Consider the following 22814-nt stretch of genomic DNA (forward strand, 5'->3'; position numbering starts at 1 on the left):
CGCACTCCCATTGTTGTTATTTTTGACACTTCGGGCACCAGAACGTCGAACGGCCGTTCTGGGTGAAACGCCTGACGATGCCCTCGCAGCCCGAGGTGCGGCATGTCTCGCCTTCGCGGTCGTAGACCTGGAAGGAATGCTGGAAATAGCCGAGATCGCCGTTGGTCAAGCGATGGTCGCTGATCGAGGAGCCGCCGGCCTTGATCGCCTGGTTGAGCACCGAATGGATCGCGCCGACCAGCCGTTTGGCGTGATCGGTGGGCTCGGCCTTCCTGGTGGCAAGCGTCGCGGCCAATCGCCGCGGCGACAGATGCGAACGAAACAGCGCCTCGCAGACATAGATGTTGCCAAGTCCCGCCACCACGCGCTGATCGAGCAGTGCCGCCTTCAGGCTGGTCTTCTTGTTGTGGCAGGAGTGCGCCAGCATCGCCGCGTCGAATTCATTGCCGAGCGGTTCGGGCCCGAGCCCCTTCAGCAGCGGCTCATCCTCGATCGCGTTGCGGGCGATGATCTTCATGTAGCCGAAGCGCCGCGGATCGTTGAAGATGATGGCTGCGCCCGACGACATATGGAACACGACATGATCGTGCGCGCGATCCTCGCTGCGCGGATGGTGGAATTGCCCCGGCGTCGCCGTGCCCTCATCCTTCAAGACGCGGAACGAGCCGGACATGCCCAGATGCATCAGCAGCACGTCGCCTGACGTGAGGTCCGCCATCAAATATTTGGCACGGCGGCCGAGCCCGGTGACGGTCTGGCCTTCGAGCCGGGCGATAAAGTCTTTTTGAAACGGAAACCGCAAATCCTTGCGGCGGGCCTCGGCTTTGAGGATCCGGGACCCCTCCATGGCCGGCTGCAGGCCGCGGCGGACGGTCTCGACTTCGGGTAATTCCGGCATGGCAGGCATTCACCTTTTGGAAGTGACGTGATAGCGCCATTGCGGCCGCCGCGCTATGGTCGAGCCGGAGCGTTTTCGAGCGAAGCCTGTCCCGCACTTGATGCGGGATGGGTACCGGTTCGCGTGAAGAAAACGCGACCCAAAATGGTAAGAGTATGAGTTGATGGATCGGCCGGATCAAACCACGCATTTTGGCTTCAGGGACGTGCCCCTGGGCGAGAAGCAGACGCTGGTGAACGACGTGTTTCACAGCGTGGCACAGCGCTACGACCTGATGAACGATCTGATGTCGGTAGGCCTGCACCGGGCCTGGAAGGACATCATGATCACGGCGCTCGATCCGCCGAAGGGCGACCGGCCGTTCGCGCTGCTCGACGTCGCCGGCGGCACCGGCGACATCGCGTTCCGGGCCGCCAAGACCGCGGGCTCTGGCTTCCATGCCACGGTCTGCGACATCAATAGCGACATGCTCGCCGTCGGCCGCGAGCGCGCCGTCAAGCAGCATCTCGACGACCGCGTGTCGTTCGTCGAGGGCAATGCCGAGACGCTGGGCTTCGCCGACCGCGCTTTCGACGCCTACACCATCGCCTTCGGCATCCGCAACGTGCCGCAGGTCGACCTCGCGCTGCGCGAGGCCTATCGGGTGCTCAAGCCGGGCAGCCGCTTCCTGTGCCTGGAATTCTCCACCGTCGACGTGCCCGGCCTCGACAAGATCTACGATCTGTTCTCCTTCAAGGTGATCCCGCCGCTCGGCCGCGCCGTCACCGGTGACGCCGAGTCCTATCAATATCTCGTCGAGTCGATCCGCAAATTCCCGCGGCCGAACGCGTTCGCCGAGATGATCGGCGCCGCCGGCTTTGCCCGCGTGAAGTGGCAGAGCCTCTCCGGCGGAATCGTGGCGCTGCATTCGGGCTGGCGTTTGTGATCTCTGCACTGACCCACATTGCGCGCCTCGCCCGCGCCGGTTTCGTGTTTGCACGCGAGGGCGTGTTCGGCGTCGTCGATCCGTCGCTGGTGCCGCCGCCCGGGCAGCTCGCGCTGAAGCTGGCGCGGCTGATCGAGCGTTCCGGCGCCAAATCCGGTCCGCGGCTGTCGCGCGCGCTGACGCGACTCGGGCCCGCCTATCTCAAGCTCGGACAATTCCTCGCCACCCGTCCCGACGTGGTCGGCGTGACGATGGCGCGCGATCTCGAAAGCCTGCAGGACCGGCTGCCGCCATTCGCGCAGGCAGAGGCCGAAGCGGTGATCGCGCAATCGCTGGAGCGTCCGGTTTCGCAGGCCTTTGCTCATCTCGGCCCGGCGGTTGCTGCCGCCTCGATCGCGCAGGTCCATCACGGCGAGGTCGAGCGCGACGGCGTGCGCCACCAGGTTGCGGTCAAGGTGCTCCGGCCCAACGTCGCGGCGCGCTTCCGCCGTGACCTCAGCGACTTCTTCTTTGTCGCGTACAAGGCCGAGGCGCATTCCGCCGAAGCACGGCGGCTGCGGCTGATCGAGGTCATCAACACGATGTCGCGCTCGGTCGCGATGGAGATGGACCTGCGGCTCGAGGCGGCCGCGCTGTCCGAGATGGCCGAGAACACGCGCGACGATCCGGACTTTCGGGTGCCCACCGTGGACTGGGACCGCACCACCCATAACGTGCTGACGATGGAGTGGATCGACGGCATCGCGCTGAACGATCACGCCCGGCTGAAGCAGGCCGAGGTCGATCTGCCCGATCTCGGCCGCAAGGTGATCCAGAGCTTCCTGCGCCACGCGCTGCGCGACGGCTTCTTCCATGCCGACATGCATCCGGGCAACCTGTTCCTGGACGAGGCCGGCCGCCTGGTCGCGGTCGATTTCGGCATCATGGGGCGGCTCGGGCTGAAGGAGCGGCGTTTCCTTGCCGAAATCCTGCTCGGCTTCATCACCCGCGACTATCGGCGCGTCGCCGAGGTGCATTTCGAGGCCGGCTATGTGCCGAGCCACCATTCGGTGGAGAATTTCGCGCAAGCCATCCGCGCGATCGGCGAGCCGATCCACAATCGCACCGCCGAGGAAATCTCGATGGCGAAGCTGCTGACGCTTCTGCTCGAGGTCACCGGCCTGTTCGACATGCAGACGCGGCCCGAGCTGATCCTGCTGCAGAAGACCATGGTGGTGGTCGAGGGCGTGGCGCGCGGTTTCGACCCGAAGCTCGACATCTGGAAGGTCGCCGATCCCGTCGTGCGCGAATGGATCACGCACAATCTCGGCCCGGCCGGACGCATCCAGGGGGCGATATCCGGCGCGGGCGAGCTCGGCCGCATCGTCGCCAACCTGCCGACAATCGCCAACCGCGCCATGACCGTGCTCGAGCAGCTCGAGACCATGACCCGGGAGGGCCACATGCTGTCGTCGGATACGATCGACGAAATGGCCCGCGCCGAGGCCCGCAAGGCGCGGCTGCAGACCGTCAGCCTTTGGGTCATGGCCGTCGCCCTGATCGGAATCTTCTTCGCCATCCGCGGGCATTGATTGCAATGCATGCACTATATGATAGCATCGCTATCATTGTTTGAGCATGATCGCTTCGGAAAACCGCTTCACATTTTCCGGATCATGCCTGAGGGCATGCCATGGCCAGCCTGACCATCCGCAAACTCGACGACACGCTGAAGGCCTATCTGCGGCTGCGCTCCGCCAAAAACGGCCGCTCGGTCGAGGAGGAAATCCGGGTCATCCTCCGCGAGCTCGCGGAAGGCGGCACGGAGCCCGTACATACGCCTGGCGCGGGTTCCACGACAGTCACAGCCCCTGTTCCACGCGCCACCAGCGCAGCCGGCGAGCCCCGTGTCACCCTGATCATCGGCGGCGGGATTGCCGCCTACAAGGCGCTGGATCTGATCCGGCGGCTCAAGGAGCGGCACATCCAGGTCCGCTGCGTGCTGACCAAGGCGGCCCAGCAATTCGTCACCCCGCTCGCCGCCAGCGCGCTGTCGCATGAGCGCGTCTACACCGACCTGTTCGACGCCGAGAGCGAGTTCGACGCCGGCCATATCCGCCTGGCGCGGGACTGCGATCTGATCGTGGTGGCGCCGGCGACCGCGGACCTGATGGCCAAGATGGCGCAGGGCCTTGCCGACGATCTCGCCACCGCCACGCTTCTCGCGGCCAACCGGCCGATCCTGCTGGCGCCGGCGATGAACCCGCTGATGTGGAACAACCCGGCCACCCGCCGCAACGTGCTGCAGCTCCGCCGCGACGGCGTCCACACCGTCGGCCCCAATGCGGGCGAGATGGCGGAGGCCGGCGAGGCCGGCGTCGGGCGGATGGCCGAGCCGACCGAGATCGCCGCCGCTGCCGACCGCATGCTGCGGCCGCCGCAGCCGCGCCCGCTCGCCGGCAAGCGCGTGCTGATCACGGCCGGCCCGACCCATGAGGCGATCGATCCGGTCCGCTATATCGCCAACCGTTCGTCCGGCAAGCAGGGCTTTGCCATTGCCGCCGCCGCGCGCGCCGCCGGCGCCGAGGTCGTGCTGGTGACGGGCCCGGTCGATCTCGGCGATCCCTCCGGCATCTCCGTCATGCGCGTCGAGTCCGCGCGCGATATGCTGCACCGGGTCGAAGCCGCGCTGCCGGTCGATGTCGCGATCTTCGCCGCCGCGGTCGCCGACTGGCGGGTCGCCAACGAAGGCAGCCAGAAACTGAAGAAGACCTCGGCCGGCATGCCGCCGCTGCAGCTGGTCGAGAACCCCGACATCCTCGCGACGATTTCGAAGCTGAAGGAGAAGCGGCCGCCGCTGGTGATCGGCTTTGCCGCCGAGACCGAGCATCTGATCGAGAACGCCAAGGCGAAGTTCGCGCGCAAGGGCTGTGACTGGATCGTCGCCAACGACGTCTCGCCGGCGACCGGCGTGATGGGCGGCGACCGCAATACCGTTCATTTGCTCTCGCGCGAGGGCAAGGACGTCACCGTCGACTCCTGGCCTGTTATGACCAAGGAGGAAGTCGCGACCGCGCTGGTGTCGCGCATCGCAAGAGCCGTAGGAACCGCATCGTGAGCGCCACCATCAAGGTTGAAGTCCACCAATTGCCGCACGGCGCAGACCTTCTGCTGCCGATCTATCAGACCACTGAGGCCGCCGGGCTCGACCTACTGGCCGCGGTGCCGCGGTCGGCGCCGCTGATTCTGCTGCCGGGACGCTACGAGATGGTTCCGACCGGGCTGACGATTGCGCTGCCGCCGGGCTACGAGGCACAGGTGCGGCCGCGTTCCGGCCTGGCCGCCAAATACGGCGTCACCGTGCTGAACTCGCCCGGCACGATCGACGCCGACTATCGCGGTGAGATCAACGTGCTCCTGATCAATCACGGCCACGAGCCGTTTTCGATCCGGCGTGGCGAGCGCATCGCTCAGATGGTGATCGCGCCGGTCACCCGGGCCGAACTGGTTCCGGTCGACGTGCTGACCTCAACCGAACGCGGCAGCGGCGGCTTCGGATCGACCGGACGCTAACGCGAGCGGAGAAGTGTGCGGGCCTGCCCGCAGGATCACGCTCCCAGAGCGAGCCTCCGCACGAATACGGAGTCAATTCGCGTAAAATCCACACCGCTCGCGTGCATTTTTTCACAGCGGATTCTGCGTTCACGGTCTGGACTCTTACTCGCCGAGTCCCGTTAGGACTATTCTGGTTTGATTCGAGCACGACGGGGGGTCTTCGTCGGGCTATCTGGGTCCTGCTTGGGCATGATCCCCGGACGAACGTTATACGTTTGCCGTGAGGGAACACCGGTCTCCTCTTTTCCGGATCATGCCTGGGGTTTGTGCGTTCTGGGGCAACATATGTCGGGCGTAGTCGCGGCAATGCGTCGAACCCTGCTGTCATGCACCTCACTGGCGCGCGACGGCATGCTTGGGCTCGCCATCACCGCGCTGCTGCCGGCCCGTACCTCGTTTGCCGCCGAGAGCCTGGTGGCCCAGGCGATGTCGGATCATTTCGGCTTCAATCATCAGGAGGTCGCGGTCCTCGCGACGTCGTTTGCGCTGGTCGGCTTTTCCGCCGTCGCCGCGATCCTTTTGATGCGCACCCGCCTGCGCGCGACGAGGAACGAGGAGCAGCTGCAGTCCGAGATTTCGGACCTGCAGGCGCAGTCGGACCGGCTGCGCGCGCTGCTGTTCGTCGAGCCGCAGGTCCTGATCTCGTGGGCCGCGGGCGACAACCGGCCGCAGATCTCAGGCGATATCTCGCTGGTAATGTCGCAGGACGGCTCGCCGCAGCGCGTCCTCGCCTTCGGAACCTGGCTGCCGCCCGAGCCGGCGCTGCAGATGGATCACGCGGTCGACGCGCTGCGCGAAAAGGGCGAGGCGTTCCTGCTCAACCTCTCGACATCAGCCGGCCGCGCCATCGAGGCGATGGGCCGCGCGATCGGCGGCCAGGCCATTGTGCGGATCCGCGAGCTCGGCGGCCTGCGCCGCGACCTCGCCGAATCCAACCTGCGCTACAAGACGCTGCAGGAGGAGACCGAGCTGTTACGCGATTTCGCCGCCGCCGCGCCGTGGCCGATCTGGGCCAAGAGCCTCGAGGGCAATCTGCGCTATGCCAACGCAGCCTATGTCCGCGCCACCGAGGGCAAGAGCGTGTCCGATGCGCTGCAGCGCAATCTCGAGCTGCTCGAAAGCGACCAGCGCACCGAACTGACCCGCGCGCTGAACGACAATGCCAATTATGCCGCACGGCTGCCGATCGTGGTCAGCGGCGAGCGGCGGATCTACGACGTGCAGGCGCTCAAGCTCTCCGGCGGCAGCGCCGGGATCGCGATCGACGCCAGCGAGGCCGCGGCGCTGCGCGCGGCGATCGCGCGCATGGTCGAAGCACACCGGCGTACCCTCGACCAATTGTCCTCGGGCGTCGCGGTGTTCGATTCCGACCGGCGGCTCACCTTCTACAACGAGTCCTACCGCCGGCTGTGGGGCCTCGACCAGGCTTTCCTCGACAGCAACCCGGACGATTCCAGCGTGCTCGACCGGCTGCGCGCCAACCGCAAGCTGCCGGAGCAGCCGGATTTCCGCGCCTGGAAGGCCAAGCTGCACGAGGCCTATCGCGCGGTCGAATCCGAGACCTACACCTGGTTCCTGCCCGACGGCCGCGCCATCAGCGTCGTCACCACGCCGAACCTCGAGGGCGGCGTCACCTATCTGTTCGACAACGTCACCGAGAGCCTCGACCTCGCGCGCCGCTATGACCGCCTGACCCGGGTGCAGCGCGAAACCCTCGACAATCTCGGCGAAGCGGTCGCGGTGTTCGGCAGCAACGGCCGCGCCGAGCTGTTCAACCCGCCCTTCGCCAAGATGTGGAAGCTGCCGGCGGACGCGCTGCAGGGCGAGCCGCATATCGAAGCGGTGGAAGCGCTGTGCAGGCCGCTGTTCGACGATGCGCTGACCTGGCGGACGCTGCGCGAGCAGATCACCGCGATCGAGAACCGCGCCCAGGTCGCGCTGAAGCTGGAGCGCAAGGACGGCAGCGTGCTGAATTGCATGACCATCCCGCTGCCCGACGGCAAGACCTTGCTCGCCTTCCAGGACATCACCGACACCGAGAATGTCGAGCGCGCGCTGCGCGAGCGCAACGAGGCGCTGGAAACCGCCGACCAGATGAAGGTGGATTTCGTCCACCACGTCTCCTACGAGCTGCGCGCGCCGCTCACCACCATCATCGGCTTCGCGCATTTCCTCAGCGATCCCTCGACCGGGCCGCTGACGCCGAAACAGGCCGAATATCTCGACTACGTCACCAAATCGACCAACGCGCTGCTGGCGCTGACCAACAACATTCTCGATCTCGCCACCATCGACGCCGGCGCGATGAAGCTCGAGCTCGGTCCGGTCAATATCGGCCAGACGATCGAGGCCGCCGCGGAAGGCATCCAGGACCGGCTAGCGACCGACCGCATCACGCTGAAGGTCGATATCGCGCCCGACATCGGCGCCTTCGTCGGCGACGAGCGGCGCGTGGTGCAGGTGCTCTACAATCTGCTCGCCAACGCCGTCGGCTTCTCGCCGCATGACGCCACCGTCACGATCAGCGCACACCGCACCGAGCACAGCGTGGTGTTCGCGGTGACCGACGCCGGTCCCGGCATTCCGGCCGAGATGCGCGACAAGGTGTTCAACTGGTTCGAGAGCCATTCGCACGGCTCGCGGCATCGCGGCGCGGGACTTGGCCTGTCGCTGGTGCGCTCCTTCGTCGAACTGCACGGCGGGCGGGTGCGGGTCGATTCGACCGTCGGTCGAGGCACGACCGTGACCTGCGACTTCCCGATCGACCAGACCGCCCATCGCAACGCCGCAGAATGACGGCGACCTCGACATTCTCGGTGGCGCTCGCGAACGAAACCGCGACGTCAGAGCTGATGGCCGATCTCGCGCTCCTGATCGGCGCCGGCGACGTCATCACGCTGTCGGGCGACCTTGGCGCCGGCAAGACCGCGGCCGCCCGCGCGCTGATCCGCTACCTCGCCACCGACGACACGCTGGAAGTGCCGAGCCCGACCTTCACGCTGGCGCAGAGCTACGAGCTGCCGTCGTTTCCGCTGGTCCATGCCGACCTCTACCGCATCAACGACGCGAGCGAGCTCGAGGAGATCGGGCTGTCGCCGCTGCCCGACGACATCGTGGCGCTGATCGAGTGGCCGGAACGCGCGCCCGGCGCGATGCCCGCCGATCGCATCGACATTGCATTCACGCACCGGCCGGCGCTCGGATCGGCGGCACGCGCGGCCGAGATCACCGGCCATGGCAAGGGCGCGGCAAAGGTCGCGCGGCTCAACGAGCTGCGCCAGTTCCTCGATCGCGCGGGCTTCCTCAATGCCCGGCGCGAGCGCATGCCGGGCGATGCCTCGACGCGCTCTTACGCGCGGCTGCGCGCCGACGACGGCACCGTGATCCTAATGAACTCGCCGCGCCGCCCCGACGGTCCGGCGATCTACAATGGCCGGCCGTATAGCGCGGCGGTGCATCTCGCCGAGGACGTCAGGCCGTTCGTCGCGATCGGAAACGGCCTGCGCAAGCATGGTTTCTCCGCGCCCGCGATCCGGCATACCGACCTCGAATCCGGCTTCCTCATCACCGAGGATCTCGGCGCCGAAGGCGTGATCGAGGGCGACCCGCCGCAGCCGATCACCGAGCGCTACGAGGCCGCCGTCGACATGCTGGCGGCGCTGCACCGCGAGGTGCTGCCCGACACGCTGCCGCTGACATCAGACGAGAGCTACGACATCCCGGTGTTCGATATCGACGCCTGGCTGATCGAGATCGGGCTGATGCTGGAATGGTACCTGCCCGACCGCGGGGTGCAGCCGAGCGAGGAGCTCCGCGCCGATTTTCTCGGGATGTGGCGGGGACTGCTGGAGAAGCCCGCCGCAGCGCCGCAGACCTGGGTGATCCGCGACTTCCATTCGCCGAATATCATCTGGCTTGCCGAGCGCACTGGCATCCTCCGGGTCGGAATCATTGACTTCCAAGATGCGCTGCTCGGCCCGGCGGCGTATGACGTGGTGTCGCTGCTGCAGGATGCGCGGATCGACGTGCCCGAACAGCTCGAGCTGTCGCTCTTGACCCGCTACATCAAGGCGCGGCGCGCGACCGACGAAAACTTCGATCCGGCCGCCTTTGCCGAGCTCTATGCGATCATGTCGGCGCAGCGCAACACCCGCCTGCTCGGCACCTTCGCGCGGCTCAACCGCCGCGATGGCAAGCCGCAATATCTGAAGCACCAGCCGCGGATCTGGACCTATCTCGAGCGGTCGCTGGCCCACCCTGCGCTGACCAGCTTCCGCATCTGGTACACGGCCAACGTCCCTCCCCCAGTACCGTAGTTTACGGGTTATTAGCCTCAGGTCCCCTAAGGTTGCCGAGGCCGCACCTCATCCATGGCGGGGCCGGATCGGGAGCGGGACCACACGATGGCGACGGAACGACGCAGGGGCGATCGTGTCACGTTTGAGCGCGGCATCGCCGCGCACATGATGGGCATTGACGGCACCTGGCGGCGCGACTGCACCATGGAAGACGTGTCCGAGACGGGTGCCAAGCTCACCGTCGAGGGCTCGGTCGAGGGCCTGAACCTGAAGGAGTTTTTTCTGCTGCTGTCGTCCACAGGATTGGCCTATCGCCGCTGCGAGCTGGCATGGGTCAATGGCGACCAGATCGGCGTCAACTTCCTCAAACAAGGCGACAAGAAGAAGAAAACTGCCAGACGCGGTGCACAGGCTGCCGACGTCTAGGTGGTGTGGACTCTAAGGATTCCCTTTTAGGAGCAAATCAGATTCAAGGCTGCTTTTGGGGAGGCCGCCTTGGGTGTGATGGACCGTTTGGTATTGAGCGACGCGGCGTGGGAGCGGATAGCGCCGCTGATCATAGGGCGCCCCGATCAGAAGGGCTCCACCGGGCGCGACAACCGGATGTTCGTGGAAGGTGTGCTGTGGATCGTGCGTACGGGGTCTCCCTGGCGCGATCTTCCGGAGGTGTTTGGGGACTGGAACAGCGTGTTCCGGCGCTTCAGTCGATGGAGCATCAAGGGTGTTTGGTGGCGGATCTTCGAGGCGATGTCCGATGATCCGGACTTCGAATATCTGATCGTCGATTCCACCATTGTTCGGGCGCATCAGCACGCCGCCGGCGCCAAAAAGGGGGGTCTGAAGATCAAGCGGAAGATCAAGCGATCGGCCGCTCGCGCGGCGGCCTGAGCACCAAGATACACATGGCCGTCCGCGGCTTGGGATGTCCGGTGCGGTTCACGCTTACCGCAGGTCAGAAGGGCGATGCACCGCAAGCCGCCGCATTGATCGAAGGCTTATCCGCCGAGGTCGTCATGGCCGACACGGCCTATGACGCCGACCACTTGCGCCAAGCCGTCGCCGCCAAAGGCGCGCTCGCCGTGATCCCCAACAACCCGTCACGGGCGCTCAAATATCCACTCGACAAGCATTTCTATGCCCAGCGCCATCTCGTCGAGTGCTGCTTCTCAAAGCTCAAGCAGTTCCGCCGCGTTGCAACCCGCTTCGAAAAGACCGCCCGAAATTACCTGGCCGTCGTCACTCTCGCAGCCATCGTCTTATGGATGCGATAAGTGTCCACACCACCTAGAGCATGATCCGGAAAAGTGGAGACGGTTTTCCGGCAAGATCATGCTCCAACAAGGGGGCCGCCGTTGCCGTCTTACGGCCGTCATGTCCGGTGACTATGGCGTCTGATCGATGTGCTTGCCGAATCGCCGTGATATGATCGGCGCCGAGAGATGATGACCGAGAATATACGGAAGATGCCCGTCACCCCCCACAAGGCCATGGTGCTCGCTGCGGGCCTCGGCGTGCGCATGCGCCCGCTGACCAACACGATGCCGAAGCCGCTGGTCAGTGTCGCCGGCCAGCCGCTGCTCGACCATGTGCTCGACAAGCTCGCCGGCGCCGGCGTCAGCGAAGCCGTCGTGAACGTGCATTATCTGCCCGACCAGATCATCGAGCACGTCAAGACCCGCAGCCGCCCGCGCGTGATCATCTCCGATGAGCGCGACCAGGTGCTCGGCACCGGCGGCGCGGTGGTGAAGGCGCTGCCGCTGCTCGGCGATGCGCCGTTCTTCCATCTCAATGCCGACACGATGTGGATCGACGGCGTGCGCTCCAATCTGGCGCGGCTGGCGGAAGCTTTCGATCCGGCGCGGATGGATATCCTGCTGCTGATGGCGCCGACCGCCTCCAGCATCGGCTATAACGGCCGCGGCGACTATTCGATGCTGCCGGATGGCGCGCTGCGCAAGCGGCGCGAGCACCAGGTGGTGCCGTTCGTCTATGCCGGCGCGGCGATCATGTCGCCCGCGCTGTTCGCTGACGCCCCGGCCGGCGAGTTCTCGCTGACCAAGGTGTTCGACCGTGTCAACGAGCAGGAACGGCTGTTCGGCCTGCGCCTCGACGGCGTCTGGATGCATGTCGGGACCCCCGATGCGATCCAGGCCGCTGAAGACGCTTTCCTGGAAAGCGTCGCGTAAACGACGCCGCCGTCAGTCATCGGCATCGATCGCGAGCACCGCAAAACTCGCCAGCCAATGTTCGCCCATATAGTCGCTGGCGATATGCGGCAGGCCGGCGTCGAGATGGCGCCGCGCGGCATCCTGCAGGATCGGACGACGCGCATCGGCCTCCGGCAACGCGCCGGCCAGCGCCCGCCAACACCATGCGCGGCTGAGATTGAGCCCATCGAGATGCGCAAGCTTGCCGTCGGTGCGATCGGTGACAGTGGCGGGCCGGAACAAGGTTGCCGGCTCGTGTTGCAGGAGCCGCGGCAGGAAGCGGTCGAACCAGGGCAGGAAGTCGGCGGGCGAGAGCAGCCGGCGCATGCATTCGGCTTCGATCAGCGCGGAAGACTGGAAGTCGTCGCCGCTCGGCTCGCCCCAGGCGGGACAATCCTGATCGGCTCCGTACCAGCGCAGTGCGGTGTGGCGTAACAGCGCGCCGAACGCATCGTCGTGCATCGCGGTGGCGTAGTCAGCGGCCATGCGAAGCCCGAACGCGGTGTTGAAGTGCGTGCCGACCCGCACCGGATACGTGGAGAGCGGCAGGAAATCGCGAAAGCGCTGTGCGAATATCTCGGCAAGCGGCGCGATCTGCTCGCGCCACCTGATGTCGTCGAGCGATGAGAGCTCCGCCGCGAGCTTCAACAGCCAGCCCCAGCCATAGGGACGCTTGAAGCCGCGCGCGGTCGGAGCCGCGAGATAGGCGCATTCGGCCGCGACCTTTTCCGCAACGAACTGCGCGTCGAACAGAGCGCGGATATCATCCGCGGCTTCGAATGCCGGATAACGCCGCAACAGCCGCGCGAGCATCCAGTAGCTGTGGACGCAGGAATGCCAGTCACAGCTGCCGAAGAACACCGGATGCAGCTCGCGCGGCGTGCGCGCATCCTGCGGCCCGGCCAGCACATGATCCGGCTTGTTCGGATATTCGCGGCCGACATGGCCTAGCGCGATGCGGGCGAAACGGACGGCAAGATCTTCGGTCAGGATCGTTTCGCTCATGGTGAGGCATTCTCCTTTCGCTCGCGCCGGACGAGCATCTCGATCAGGCGCGGCGTCATATAGATCGGAAACTGTGTGGCCGCGAAGAACAACGCCGTCATCGGCGACACCGCCGCGCCCATCGCCGACCAGACCAGTCCGACATTGCGGTTGCCGAGAACGAGGCCGCTGGTCAGCCGCGCGGCCAGATTGCCCGGCGTGAGCAGCGCGCCAAGCGCTTGCAGGGCGAGATTGCAGGCGAAGGCAAGGCCGACGCAGGTGAGCGCGGCGAGCGGCTGCGCCTCGATCTGCGCACGTACCCCGGCCATGGTGGCAATCGCGAACAGCAGCAGCGAGGCGAGCACGAGCGCGTCGATGACGCCCGCATGCTGCTCCAATTGCGCGCCGGCCTGATGGCGAAGCAGCAGCGCCAGCGCGCCGGCGCCACCGACCAGCAGCGCCAATCGTGTGGCGAGCGCCAGCGGATCGAGCGCGAGATCAGTAAATCCCGCAGCAATCAACGGCACCGTGACCGGCGCCAGCGCCATCGACAGCAGCGTCACCGCAAGCGGAACGGTCGCGTCGAAGCCGAGCATGCGCGCGACCGCCGCCGTGCCGCTCGACGGCGGAGCGCACACCGACAGCACCAGCGCAACGATCAGCTCCGTCCGAAGTCCGGCGCCGCGCGCCGCGAAACCGACCGCAAGCGGACAGGCCAGCATCGCGAGCGCCGGCAACAGCAGCCAGACCAGCGGGCGCCGCAGCGCGCGCCGGAACGCCGCGCCGTCGACCTGGAGAAAGGTGCCGAGCACCAGGACGAAGATCGCCGCCGCCATCAGCGGGCGCACGCCGGCCGCCAAGGCAGGGAAAACCAGCCCGGCCAGGACACCGATGATCAGCAATGTCGGCCCGCGCGGCACGAGTTTCGCCAATGATCGCCCCAATCCCTTCCGCCTCATCGTCATGTCTGGACGACAATAGGCCCGGCCAGATCATTGTTGAAATCGATTGTTGTTATAAGCATTATTGTTTTCATGAATTTAACCGCCGTCGATCTCAACCTGCTGGTCGCCTTCGAGGCGCTGATGGAGGAGCGCCACGTCACCCGCGCGGCTGAGCGCATTGGGCTGGCCCAGCCGTCGATGAGCAGCGCGTTGCGGCGGCTGCGGGCGCTGTTTGCGGATGAACTATTCCTGCGCGCCGGCGCGGGCATGCAGCCGACCGAAAAGGCGCTGGCGCTGGCCGGACCGATCGGCGAGGCGCTGCGGCAGGTCAGGAGCGCGCTGGCGCCCGATCTGGCCTTCGATCCGGCCACCGCGCGCAGGCGCATCACCATCGCCGCGACCGACTATGGCGATCTCGTTGTGGTGCCGGAACTGACGCGTTTGCTGCGCTTGGAAGCACCTCACATCGACCTCGCCGTGCGCCCGCTGACCGACGCGACGGCGGCCTTGGCGAAGCTCGAGCGTGGCGAACTCGATGCGCTGATCGGCGGCCACCTGCCGGACTCGCCGCGCTGTATCAGGCACCGGCTGTTCGAGGAGCGCTTCGTCTGCATCCGCGATGCGGTCCGCGCGGGCCGATCGGAGCGCCTGAGCCTGGACGATTATGCGACCCTGCCGCACGCGCTGTTCTCGGCGGCCGGCGGCGACGGCCTGCCGAGCGTGATCGACGCGCTGCTGGCGCGCCGCGGTTTGAAGCGGCGGGTGGCGGTGACGCTTGCGCATGTGGTGGCCGTTCCCTTCGCCGTGGCGGGCACCGATCTCATCGCCACGATGTCCGAGCGCGTCGCCCGGCGCTTCACGCATCTCGCCGATGTTGCCGTGGTCACGCCGCCGACCGACATCCCGGCCTTCGCAATCGACCTGATCCATACAAGCCGTGCCGCCCAGGATCCGGCGCTGCGCTGGTTCCTGGATGCCGTCGACCGCTGCGCCGAACGACTGCGATATTGAGCGGTGACGGTTGATCCACAGGGGTGGCTAACGACGGCCGCCGCTCCCTATATTGGCGCCTGATCCGAATCAGGTAGCTCATGCGCGTTTTCAGCGTTCCCGTCTCTGCGCCGTTCCTGCGCACCGTCATCTCGGCGCTGGTCGAGGGACGGTTGGTCGCGGGATTTACGGCGCGCAATGACCCGGCAAGGCTTGCCAACGCCACGCTCTATCTGCCGACCCGCCGCGCCGGACGGCTGGCGCGCGAAATCTTCCTCGATGTGCTCGATTCCGACGCCGCGGTGCTGCCGCGCATCGTCGCGCTGGGCGAGATCGATGAGGACGAGCTCGCCTTCGCCGATCAAGGCGACGACGTCGGCGGCGCCGCGCCGCTGGAGATCCCGCCAAGGCTCGGCGAGCTCGAGCGCCGGCTGACATTGGCGCATCTGGTCGCGGCCTGGGCGAAGACGCCGGTGTCGGCGCCGCTGGTGGTCGGCGGTCCTGCCTCGACGCTGCAGCTCGCCGGCGACCTGGCGCGGCTGATGGACGACATGGTGACGCGCGGCGTCGACTGGCGCGAGCTCGACCGCCTGGTGCCGGACCAGCTCGACAAATACTGGCAGCACTCGCTCGACTTCCTGCGCATCGCGCGCGACGCCTGGCCGAACTACCTCAAGGAGATCGCACGGATCGAGCCGGCGGCGCGCCGCGATCTGCTGATCGAGGCAGAGGCTGCTCGGCTCACCGCGCATCACGCCGGCCCGGTGATCGCGGCCGGTTCGACCGGCTCGATGCCGGCGACGGCAAAATTCCTCCACGCGGTGGCGAAGCTTCCGAACGGCGCGGTGGTGCTTCCGGGACTCGACACCGATCTCGACGAGGAGTCCTGGGACACGATCGGCGGCGAACGTGGCGACGACGGCAGGTTCGTCACGCCGCCCTCGTCGAACCACCCGCAATTCGCGATGCACGCGCTGCTCGACCGCTTCGGCATCAAGCGCCGCGATGTCGAGAGCCTTGCTCAGCCGGCGCCACAGGGACGCGAGGTGCTGGTGTCGGAGACGATGCGCCCGTCGACGGCGACCGCGCAGTGGCACGACCGGCTGGAGCGGCCCGAGATCATCGCGCGGATTTCCGCCGGGATGACCAACCTCACCGTGGTCGAGGCGCCCAATCCGGAGATGGAAGCGCTGGCGATCGCGGTCGCGATGCGCGAGGCGCGGCATCTCGGCAAATCGGCCGCCCTGGTGACGCCGGATCGCGCGCTGGCACGGCGCGTGATGGCCTCGCTGACGCGCTGGAAGCTCGAATTCGACGATTCCGGCGGCGATGCGCTGATGGAAACGCCGGCCGGCGTGTTCGCCCGCCTCACCGCCGAGGCCGCGGCCAAGGGGCTGGAGCCGCCGACATTGCTCGCGCTGCTCAAGCATCCGCTGTTCCGGCTCGGCGGCGCTCATGGCGCGCTGAAACGCGCGATCGAGGTGCTGGAGATCGCGCTGTTGCGCGGCACGCGGCCGCAAGCCGGGACCAGTGGACTGGCGCGCGACTTCGCGCGCTTCCGCGCCGAGCTCGTCAAGCTGCACGGCGGCGAGACCTCGTCGCTGCACAAGATGGAGCCCCGCGCGCGGTTGCGGGACCGCGACCTCGATCAGGCACAGGCCCTGATCGAGAAACTTCAGGTGGCACTGGCGCTGCTCGAAGGTATGGCCTCATCAAGGCCCTACGATTTCGCCGAGCTGGCAGCGCGCCACCGCGAGGCGCTGATCGCGCTGTCGGCCGACCAGAACGGCGTTGCCGTCGTATTCGAGGAGCGCGCCGGTGCGTCGCTGGCGTCCGCCTTCGACGAGCTGCTCGCCAAGCAGCAGCCGAGCGGGCTGATGACGCCGCTCGCCGATTATCCCGAGGTGTTCCAGACCGCGTTTGCCGACCGCATGGTGCGGCGGCCGGAATCGGCGCGCGCGCAGCTCAATATCTACGGCCAGCTCGAGGCGCGCCTCACCGAGTCGGATCGCGTCATCCTCGGTGGTCTGGTCGAGGGCGTCTGGCCGCCGGCGCCGCGGATCGACCCCTGGCTGAGCCGGCCGATGCGGCATGAGCTCGGGCTCGATCTCCCCGAGCGGCGCATCGGCCTCTCCGCACACGACTTTGCGCAGCTGCTCGGCCATGACGAGGTGATCCTCACCCACGCCGCCAAGGTCGGCGGCGCGCCGGCGGTTGCTTCGCGCTTCCTGCATCGGCTGGAAGCTGTTGCAGGCGAAGCGCGCTGGAAGGCAGCAACCTCGGCCGGCGAAACCTACGTGCAATATGCCGCCGAGCTCGACCGGCCCGACAAGGTCGAGCCGATCCCGCAGCCGGAACCGCGGCCGCCGCGCGAGGCGCGGCCGCTGAAAATGTCTGTTACCGCGATCGAGGACTGGCTGCGCGATCCCTACACGATCTACGCGCGCTATATCCTACGGCTCGATCCCCTCGATCCCGTCGACATGCCGCTGTCGGCGGCCGATCGCGGCTCGGCGATCCACGAGGCGCTCGGCGAGTTTACGCAGGTCTATGCCGACGCGCTGCCCGCCGACACCATGCGCACCCTGCGCGAGATCGGGGCTAAATATTTTGCGCCGCTGATGGAGCGGCCCGAGGCACGCGCGCTGTGGTGGCCGCGCTTCCAGCGCATCGCGGCCTGGTTTGCCGAATGGGAGCAGGCCCGGCGCGGTGGTATCGACGCAATCAAGGCAGAGATCCGCGGCGAGATCGGCATTCCCCTCGACGACGCGAGGACGTTCGTGCTCTCCGCGCGCGCCGACCGCATCGAGCGGCGCGACGACGGCAGCTTTGCGATCCTCGACTACAAGACCGGCCAGCCGCCGACCGGCAAGCAGGTGCGCATGGGCCTGTCACCGCAGCTGACGCTGGAGGCCGCGATCCTGCGCGAGGGCGGCTTTGCCGAGATTCCGGCCGGCTCCTCGGTCGGCGACCTCGTTTATGTCAGGCTCAGCGGCAACAACCCGCCGGGCGAGCAGCGTTCGCTGGAACTGAAGATCAAGACCAACGACACACCGCAACCGCCCGATGAAGCCGCCGACAGCGCGCGGCGCAAGCTGGAAGCCTTGATCCGTGCGTTCGACGACGAGCAGCAGGCCTACACCTCGCTGAATCTCTCGATGTGGGCGAACCGCTACGGCGCCTATGACGACCTCGCGCGCATCAAGGAATGGTCCGCGGCCGGCGGACTGGGGATCGAGGAATGGTGAAGGCGCCCCGCCCCATTCCATCAGCGGTGCGCGACGCGCAGGCGCGCGCCTCCGATCCGAAGGCGTCGACCTTCGTGTCGGCCAATGCCGGCTCGGGCAAGACGCATGTACTGGTCCAGCGCGTGATCCGCCTGCTGCTGTCAGGCGTGCCGCCGGAAAAGATCCTCTGCATCACCTTCACCAAGGCCGCCGCGGCCAACATGGCCGAGCGCGTGTTCACGACGCTCGGGCATTGGGTGACGCTCGACGACACCGCGCTCGATGCCGCGATCCGCGAGGCCGGCATCGCGCATCCATCCGCCACGCTGCGGCGCGAGGCCCGAAAACTGTTTGCTTGCGCGCTGGAGACGCCTGGCGGGTTGAAGGTGCAGACCATCCACGCGCTGTGCACCCGCCTGCTGCAGCAGTTTCCGTTCGAGGCCAACGTACCGGCGCGCTTTGCCGTGCTCGACGACCGCGACCAGAACGAGATGATGGAGCGCGCCAATCTCGCGGTGTTCCTCGAAGCGTCGCGCAACCCCGACAGCCCGATCGGCCGCGCGCTGATGACGGCGATGGCCAGTGCGGCCGACGTCACCTTCAAGGATGTGGTGCGCGAGGCCTGTCTCAGCCGCGATCATTTCATGGCCTGGACCGATGCCGCCGGCAGCGCCGCGGCCGCCGCCGCGCAGATGTCGGCGGCGCTTGGCGTCTCCGCCGACGATCGCATCGAGGATGTCGAGCGCGAGATCGTCGACGGACCGAACCTGCCGCGGTCGGGCTGGCGGGAGATGGCGACGCTTCTCGACACCAGCAGCAAGGCGGATCAGAAGCAGGCCGAGCGGCTGCGGAGCGCGCTGAATTTCACCGGTGCAGCCCAGGTCGACGAATATCTCGGCGTCTTCCTGACCGATGACCGCGCGCCGCGCGCGTCTGTCATCACCAATAACTTCATCAAGAAGAATGCTGTCGCGGGCCACCGGTTCGAGGCGGAGGTCGACCGTCTCGGTCCGCTGATCGAGCGCCGCCGCGCCGTGGTCGCGCGCGACCGCACCGAGGCGCTGATCCACATCGCGACCGCGGCCGCCGCGCATTACCGACGCGAGAAGCTGGAACGCGGCCTGCTCGACTATGACGATCTGATCGACAAGACGCTGGCGATGCTCGACCGCGTCTCCTCGGGCTGGGTGCATTACAAGCTCGACCGCGGCGTCGATCACGTGCTGATCGACGAGGCGCAGGACACCAGCCCGCGGCAATGGGACATCGTCGCCCACATCATCTCGGAATTCACCTCCGGCGCCGGCGCGCGCGACGGCCTCGTGCGCACCGTGTTCGCGGTCGGCGACGAGAAGCAGTCGATCTTCTCGTTCCAGGGCGCCGCACCCCGCGAATTCGACCTGCGGCGGCGCGAGCTGAAGCGGCGGTTCGAGGAGGCCGGGCTGAAATTCGATCCGGTGTCGTTCACCTATTCCTTCCGCTCCGGACCGGTGATCCTGCATTCGGTCGACCATGTGTTTCGCGAGCAGGAGATCTTCCGCAGCATTCATGCGGTCGAGAACGGCTATCCGATCCACAATGCGATGGCCGACGCCGGTCCCAGCCTGATCGAGCTCTGGGATCTCGCTGTTGCCGATGACCGCCAGGACATCGAGGGTTGGCGTGCGCCGTTCGACGGCGTCTCGGTGACGAGCCCCGAGGTGAAGCTTGCGCGGCGCATCCAGGCCGAGATCAAGCGTCTGGTCACCAGCGGCACCATGACCGGCAGCGAAGGCGGGCGGCGGCCGTTGCGCTATGGCGACATGCTGATCCTGGTGCGGCGGCGCGGTAACGCCTTCGACGCTGTGATCCAGGCGCTGAAGCACGCCAACATCCCGGTCGCCGGCGCCGACCGGCTGAAGCTGACCGAGCACATCGCGATCATCGACCTGATGAACCTCGCCGACGCGCTGCTGCTGCCGCAGGACGATCTCGCGCTCGCGGTGGCGCTGAAGAGCCCGCTGTTCGGCGTCGATGACGACGACCTGTTCAAGCTGGCGTACCAGCGCCGCGGCTCGCTGCGCGAGGCGCTGGCCGCGCAAGCCCCGGCCGACGAGCGATTGTCGTCCGCACTGCGCCGCCTCGAGCAATGCGAACGCCGCTTCACCCAGGAGACGCCATTCGCGTTCTACGCTTGGCTGCTCGGCGGCGATGGCGGGCGGGCGCGCATCCTGCGCCGGCTCGGCCACGAGGCCAATGACGCGCTCGACGAATTCCTCGAGCTCGCGCTGAGCTATGAGCGCAAGGCGCCGGCCTCGCTGCAGGGCTTTGTCGCCTGGCTGCGCGCCGCCGACACCGAGGTGAAGCGCGACATGGAGATTTCGCGCGACGAGGTCCGCGTCATGACCGTGCACGGCGCCAAGGGCCTCGAGGCATCGGTGGTGTTCCTGGTCGACACCACGACCTCGCCGTCGGACACGCAGCGGCTACGGCTGATCCATCTGCCGCAGGGCAACGCCGCGCCGAACGCACCCGGCGTCGTGGTGTGGGCCGGCAAGAAGGCCGAGGATCCGCCCGGCGTCGCCGATGCGCGCAGGGCGATGCTCGGCGACACCGAGGACGAATATCGCCGCCTGCTCTATGTCGCGATGACGCGTGCGGCCGACCGGCTGATCGTCGGCGGCTGCATGCCGGGCAACATGAACACGGTGCGGAAATCCTCCTGGTACGATCTGATCACCAAGGGGCTCGCCAATGCCGGGCTCAAGCTCGAGGAGATCGAGACGCAGGCCGGCAAGGTGACGCGCTATTCGCGGCCCGACGACGTCGCCGATCTCACGGGTGCTGCTGCGGCAACGGCCGCGGCGCCGGTCGCGCTGCCGTCCTGGCTGCGGACTGCGGCCGCACCCGAAGCTTCCGCCGCGGGCGTGCTGCGCCCGTCCGATCCGGCTGATGACGACAGCCATCCGATACGAACCGGCGAATCGGTGCTGCTGCGCGCCCGCGCCCTGCAGCGCGGCACGCTGGTGCATCGCCTGTTGCAGTCGCTGCCCGACGTCGCCAGCGAGCGGCGGCGCACGGCCGCGCTCGGCTATCTCGCGCGCAATGCCGATGGCTGGAGCGAGGCGGAGCAAGCCGCGCTCGCGGAGCAGGTGCTCGGCCTGATCGCCGATCCGCGCTTCGCCGCCGTGTTCGCGCCCGGCAGCCGCGCGGAGGTCTCGATCGTCGGGCGGCTGGAGCGGCCCGGCCAGCCGAAGGCGCTGGTTTCGGGCCAGATCGACCGGCTGGTGGTGACGCCAAATGACGTCCTGATCGTCGATTTCAAGACCAACCACGCCCCGCCGAAGACCGCCGCCGAGGCCCCGCGGGGCTATGTCCGGCAGCTCGCGCTCTACCGCGCGGTGCTCGCCAGGCTTTATCCCCAGCTGCCCATAAGGGCGGCACTGCTTTGGACCGAAACACCTGAAATCATGGAGATTTCCGCCCCCGCGCTGGACGCCGGGCTGGCATAAGATCATGTCGGCGTGAGCGAGCTTGACCCGGCAAGGGGGCGTTCATAGGTTTGCCCGATGCTCCCGGGCGCGATTCTCAACCGCCCTTTTGTCTCAACCGAACGAGGTATTCCGATGGCCGTTGGCAAGGTTTCTGACGCCGATTTCGAAGCCGAAGTGCTCAAGGCGACCGGGCCGGTGGTCGTCGACTTCTGGGCCGAGTGGTGCGGCCCCTGCCGCATGATTGCGCCCGCTCTCGATGAGATCTCCGGCGCGATGGGCGACAAGGTCAAGATCGTGAAGCTCAACGTCGACGAGAGCCCGAAGACCGCGTCGAAATATGGCGTGATGTCGATCCCGACCCTGATGATCTTCAAGGGCGGCGAGATGGCGTCCCGTCAGGTCGGCGCCGCTCCGAAGGCCAAGCTGCAGCAGTGGATCACCGCTGCGGTCTGATCCGCTTTGAATTTGCTGATTTGCGGAACGGCCGGCGATAAGCCGGCCGTTTTGTTTGGGCGCTTCGTAGCCCGGATGGAGCCAACGGGTCGCGCGAACGCGCGCCCGACGACAGGCTCCGCGTAATCCGGACACAGTTGTACCGCGGACGCAAGGATGCCCAGATCGAGTGGGCGGCCAAGGTAGTTGGGATGAGGCCGCGATGAAATCCATCGCTTTGGCGTTGTTTGCGGTTGTGACGTCCTCAGGGGCTTTCGCGGGGGAAGCTGAAGTAAAGCGATTTTTCCAGGACGAATTTTTCTTCGCCGAGATTGTAGAAGCCGCGGCAGTTGTGGACAGAAAGTGCAGCGGATTGCACCTGATTGCGGAAAATGTTCGCGCGGCTCGCTACGAAGCTGGAGCTACAGATGATGTTCTTCAGTCACCCGAATATCAACTATGGGCAGCTCGTGGGCGAGCTGCCGCCGAGGAAGGATACGCAAAGGATCCCGGGCATTGCCGGCTTTCAGGCGGACAGCAGATCGCCCTAATAACCGATTGTCGACAGGACCGGTCGCGAGTGCAATACGGTAGTTATAGTTGAAATCAGGGTTTCTCTTGCAGCGACTGCCCGCCTCAGGTCCCGTGCCCTTGCATGAAACCATATTCGCATCGATGGTGCCTGGATTTGTGGCTCGTTCGGCAATTGAAAGTTCACGTACTCGCCTTCAAAATCGAGCATCCAGAACTGCTTCTTAGACAGCGGCTCTAACGCGTCGGCGATTGCGAACCCGAACGCATCGAACTGGCTTGTAGTGGCCTGCGCATATTTGATTGCGGCA

Annotated in this window: 16 protein-coding genes and 1 pseudogene; 14 read left to right on the forward strand and 3 right to left on the reverse strand. The window is 66.6% G+C overall.

Features of this window, described 5'->3' with window-relative positions; translation table 11 throughout:
- Window positions 1-16: 16 nt before the first annotated feature.
- Entirely contained in the window at window positions 17-898 is an 882-nt protein-coding gene (gene mutM, locus WDM24_RS41825) for a bifunctional DNA-formamidopyrimidine glycosylase/DNA-(apurinic or apyrimidinic site) lyase (protein WP_338829856.1), read from the reverse strand.
- Between the two features lie 163 nt (window positions 899-1061).
- Here mutM and ubiE point away from each other — a divergent pair, with 163 nt between their 5' ends.
- The 9 genes and pseudogenes from ubiE to WDM24_RS41870 all read left to right on the forward strand — a co-directional run bounded on the left by ubiE (window position 1062) and on the right by WDM24_RS41870 (window position 11901).
- Window positions 1062-1823 (forward strand): bifunctional demethylmenaquinone methyltransferase/2-methoxy-6-polyprenyl-1,4-benzoquinol methylase UbiE, encoded by a 762-nt coding sequence (ubiE, locus tag WDM24_RS41830; protein WP_338829857.1) that lies wholly within the window; start codon window positions 1062-1064, stop codon window positions 1821-1823.
- Entirely contained in the window at window positions 1820-3394 is a 1575-nt protein-coding gene (gene ubiB / locus WDM24_RS41835; RefSeq protein WP_338694265.1) for a 2-polyprenylphenol 6-hydroxylase, read from the forward strand. The genes ubiE and ubiB overlap by 4 nt, the downstream gene beginning before the upstream one ends.
- 101 nt (window positions 3395-3495) lie before the next feature.
- Window positions 3496-4920: a bifunctional phosphopantothenoylcysteine decarboxylase/phosphopantothenate--cysteine ligase CoaBC gene (gene coaBC / locus WDM24_RS41840; RefSeq protein ID WP_338829858.1), complete on the forward strand. Its 1425-nt coding sequence runs from the start codon at window positions 3496-3498 to the stop codon at window positions 4918-4920.
- Window positions 4917-5375 carry a dUTP diphosphatase gene (gene dut / locus WDM24_RS41845; protein WP_166300031.1) on the forward strand — a complete coding sequence of 153 codons (459 nt, stop codon included), beginning with the start codon at window positions 4917-4919 and terminating at the stop codon, window positions 5373-5375. The genes coaBC and dut overlap by 4 nt, the downstream gene beginning before the upstream one ends.
- 327 nt (window positions 5376-5702) lie before the next feature.
- The gene (locus WDM24_RS41850) at window positions 5703-8213 is read left to right on the forward strand and encodes a sensor histidine kinase (RefSeq protein ID WP_338829859.1); all 2511 of its coding nucleotides are present in this window, start codon (window positions 5703-5705) and stop codon (window positions 8211-8213) included.
- Entirely contained in the window at window positions 8210-9733 is a 1524-nt protein-coding gene (gene tsaE / locus WDM24_RS41855; protein ID WP_338694256.1) for a tRNA (adenosine(37)-N6)-threonylcarbamoyltransferase complex ATPase subunit type 1 TsaE, read from the forward strand. The genes WDM24_RS41850 and tsaE overlap by 4 nt, the downstream gene beginning before the upstream one ends.
- An 87-nt stretch (window positions 9734-9820) precedes the next feature.
- A complete protein-coding gene (locus WDM24_RS41860; RefSeq protein WP_029082463.1) occupies window positions 9821-10141 on the forward strand; it encodes a PilZ domain-containing protein in 321 nt (106 codons plus the stop codon).
- A 69-nt stretch (window positions 10142-10210) separates the two neighbouring features.
- Window positions 10211-10986 (forward strand): annotated as a pseudogene (locus WDM24_RS41865) (IS5 family transposase).
- Window positions 10987-11178: 192 nt separating this feature from the next.
- A complete protein-coding gene (locus WDM24_RS41870) occupies window positions 11179-11901 on the forward strand; it encodes a nucleotidyltransferase family protein (RefSeq protein ID WP_166300037.1) in 723 nt (240 codons plus the stop codon).
- 12 nt (window positions 11902-11913) lie between these two features.
- On the opposite strand, the gene WDM24_RS41875 is transcribed toward WDM24_RS41870, so the two are convergent.
- Both WDM24_RS41875 and WDM24_RS41880 read right to left on the reverse strand, forming a co-directional pair.
- Window positions 11914-12927, reverse strand: coding sequence for a DUF2891 domain-containing protein (locus WDM24_RS41875; protein WP_338829860.1), 1014 nt, complete (start codon window positions 12925-12927; stop codon window positions 11914-11916).
- Complete coding sequence (locus tag WDM24_RS41880) at window positions 12924-13838, reverse strand: hypothetical protein (protein ID WP_338829861.1); 915 nt, start codon at window positions 13836-13838, stop codon at window positions 12924-12926. Before WDM24_RS41880 ends, WDM24_RS41875 begins: the two co-directional genes overlap by 4 nt.
- Before the next feature lie 102 nt (window positions 13839-13940).
- On the opposite strand from WDM24_RS41880, the gene WDM24_RS41885 reads away from it, so the two are divergent.
- The 5 genes from WDM24_RS41885 (at window position 13941) to WDM24_RS41905 (ending at window position 22576) form a co-directional block, all read left to right on the forward strand.
- Complete coding sequence (locus WDM24_RS41885; protein WP_338829862.1) at window positions 13941-14861, forward strand: LysR family transcriptional regulator; 921 nt, start codon at window positions 13941-13943, stop codon at window positions 14859-14861.
- 80 nt (window positions 14862-14941) lie between these two features.
- Window positions 14942-18088, forward strand: a complete 3147-nt coding sequence (gene addB / locus WDM24_RS41890) for a double-strand break repair protein AddB (protein WP_338829863.1) — start codon at window positions 14942-14944, stop codon at window positions 18086-18088.
- Window positions 18082-21558, forward strand: a complete 3477-nt coding sequence (gene addA, locus WDM24_RS41895) for a double-strand break repair helicase AddA (protein ID WP_338829864.1) — start codon at window positions 18082-18084, stop codon at window positions 21556-21558. The genes addB and addA overlap by 7 nt, the downstream gene beginning before the upstream one ends.
- Before the next feature lie 114 nt (window positions 21559-21672).
- Window positions 21673-21993: a thioredoxin gene (gene trxA / locus WDM24_RS41900; RefSeq protein ID WP_016847387.1), complete on the forward strand. Its 321-nt coding sequence runs from the start codon at window positions 21673-21675 to the stop codon at window positions 21991-21993.
- A 202-nt stretch (window positions 21994-22195) separates the two neighbouring features.
- The gene (locus WDM24_RS41905; RefSeq protein WP_338829866.1) at window positions 22196-22576 is read left to right on the forward strand and encodes a hypothetical protein; all 381 of its coding nucleotides are present in this window, start codon (window positions 22196-22198) and stop codon (window positions 22574-22576) included.
- The last annotated feature ends 238 nt before the right edge of the window (window positions 22577-22814 follow it).

The organism is Bradyrhizobium sp. 27S5 (assembly GCF_037217225.1).
GTDB lineage: Bacteria > Pseudomonadota > Alphaproteobacteria > Rhizobiales > Xanthobacteraceae > Bradyrhizobium > Bradyrhizobium septentrionale.

Bases quoted from the DNA above. Each gene is read 5' to 3' on its own strand.
- mutM (WP_338829856.1), bottom strand. From the start codon at position 898: ATGCCGGAATTACCCGAAGTCGAGACCGTCCGCCGCGGCCTGCAGCCG.
- ubiE (WP_338829857.1), top strand. From the start codon at position 1,062: ATGGATCGGCCGGATCAAACCACGCATTTTGGCTTCAGGGACGTGCCC.
- coaBC (WP_338829858.1), top strand. From the start codon at position 3,496: ATGGCCAGCCTGACCATCCGCAAACTCGACGACACGCTGAAGGCCTAT.
- WDM24_RS41850 (WP_338829859.1), top strand. From the start codon at position 5,703: ATGTCGGGCGTAGTCGCGGCAATGCGTCGAACCCTGCTGTCATGCACC.
- tsaE (WP_338694256.1), top strand. From the start codon at position 8,210: ATGACGGCGACCTCGACATTCTCGGTGGCGCTCGCGAACGAAACCGCG.
- WDM24_RS41860 (WP_029082463.1), top strand. From the start codon at position 9,821: ATGGCGACGGAACGACGCAGGGGCGATCGTGTCACGTTTGAGCGCGGC.
- WDM24_RS41870 (WP_166300037.1), top strand. From the start codon at position 11,179: ATGCCCGTCACCCCCCACAAGGCCATGGTGCTCGCTGCGGGCCTCGGC.
- WDM24_RS41875 (WP_338829860.1), bottom strand. From the start codon at position 12,927: ATGAGCGAAACGATCCTGACCGAAGATCTTGCCGTCCGTTTCGCCCGC.
- WDM24_RS41885 (WP_338829862.1), top strand. From the start codon at position 13,941: ATGAATTTAACCGCCGTCGATCTCAACCTGCTGGTCGCCTTCGAGGCG.
- addB (WP_338829863.1), top strand. From the start codon at position 14,942: ATGCGCGTTTTCAGCGTTCCCGTCTCTGCGCCGTTCCTGCGCACCGTC.
- addA (WP_338829864.1), top strand. From the start codon at position 18,082: ATGGTGAAGGCGCCCCGCCCCATTCCATCAGCGGTGCGCGACGCGCAG.
- trxA (WP_016847387.1), top strand. From the start codon at position 21,673: ATGGCCGTTGGCAAGGTTTCTGACGCCGATTTCGAAGCCGAAGTGCTC.
- WDM24_RS41905 (WP_338829866.1), top strand. From the start codon at position 22,196: ATGAAATCCATCGCTTTGGCGTTGTTTGCGGTTGTGACGTCCTCAGGG.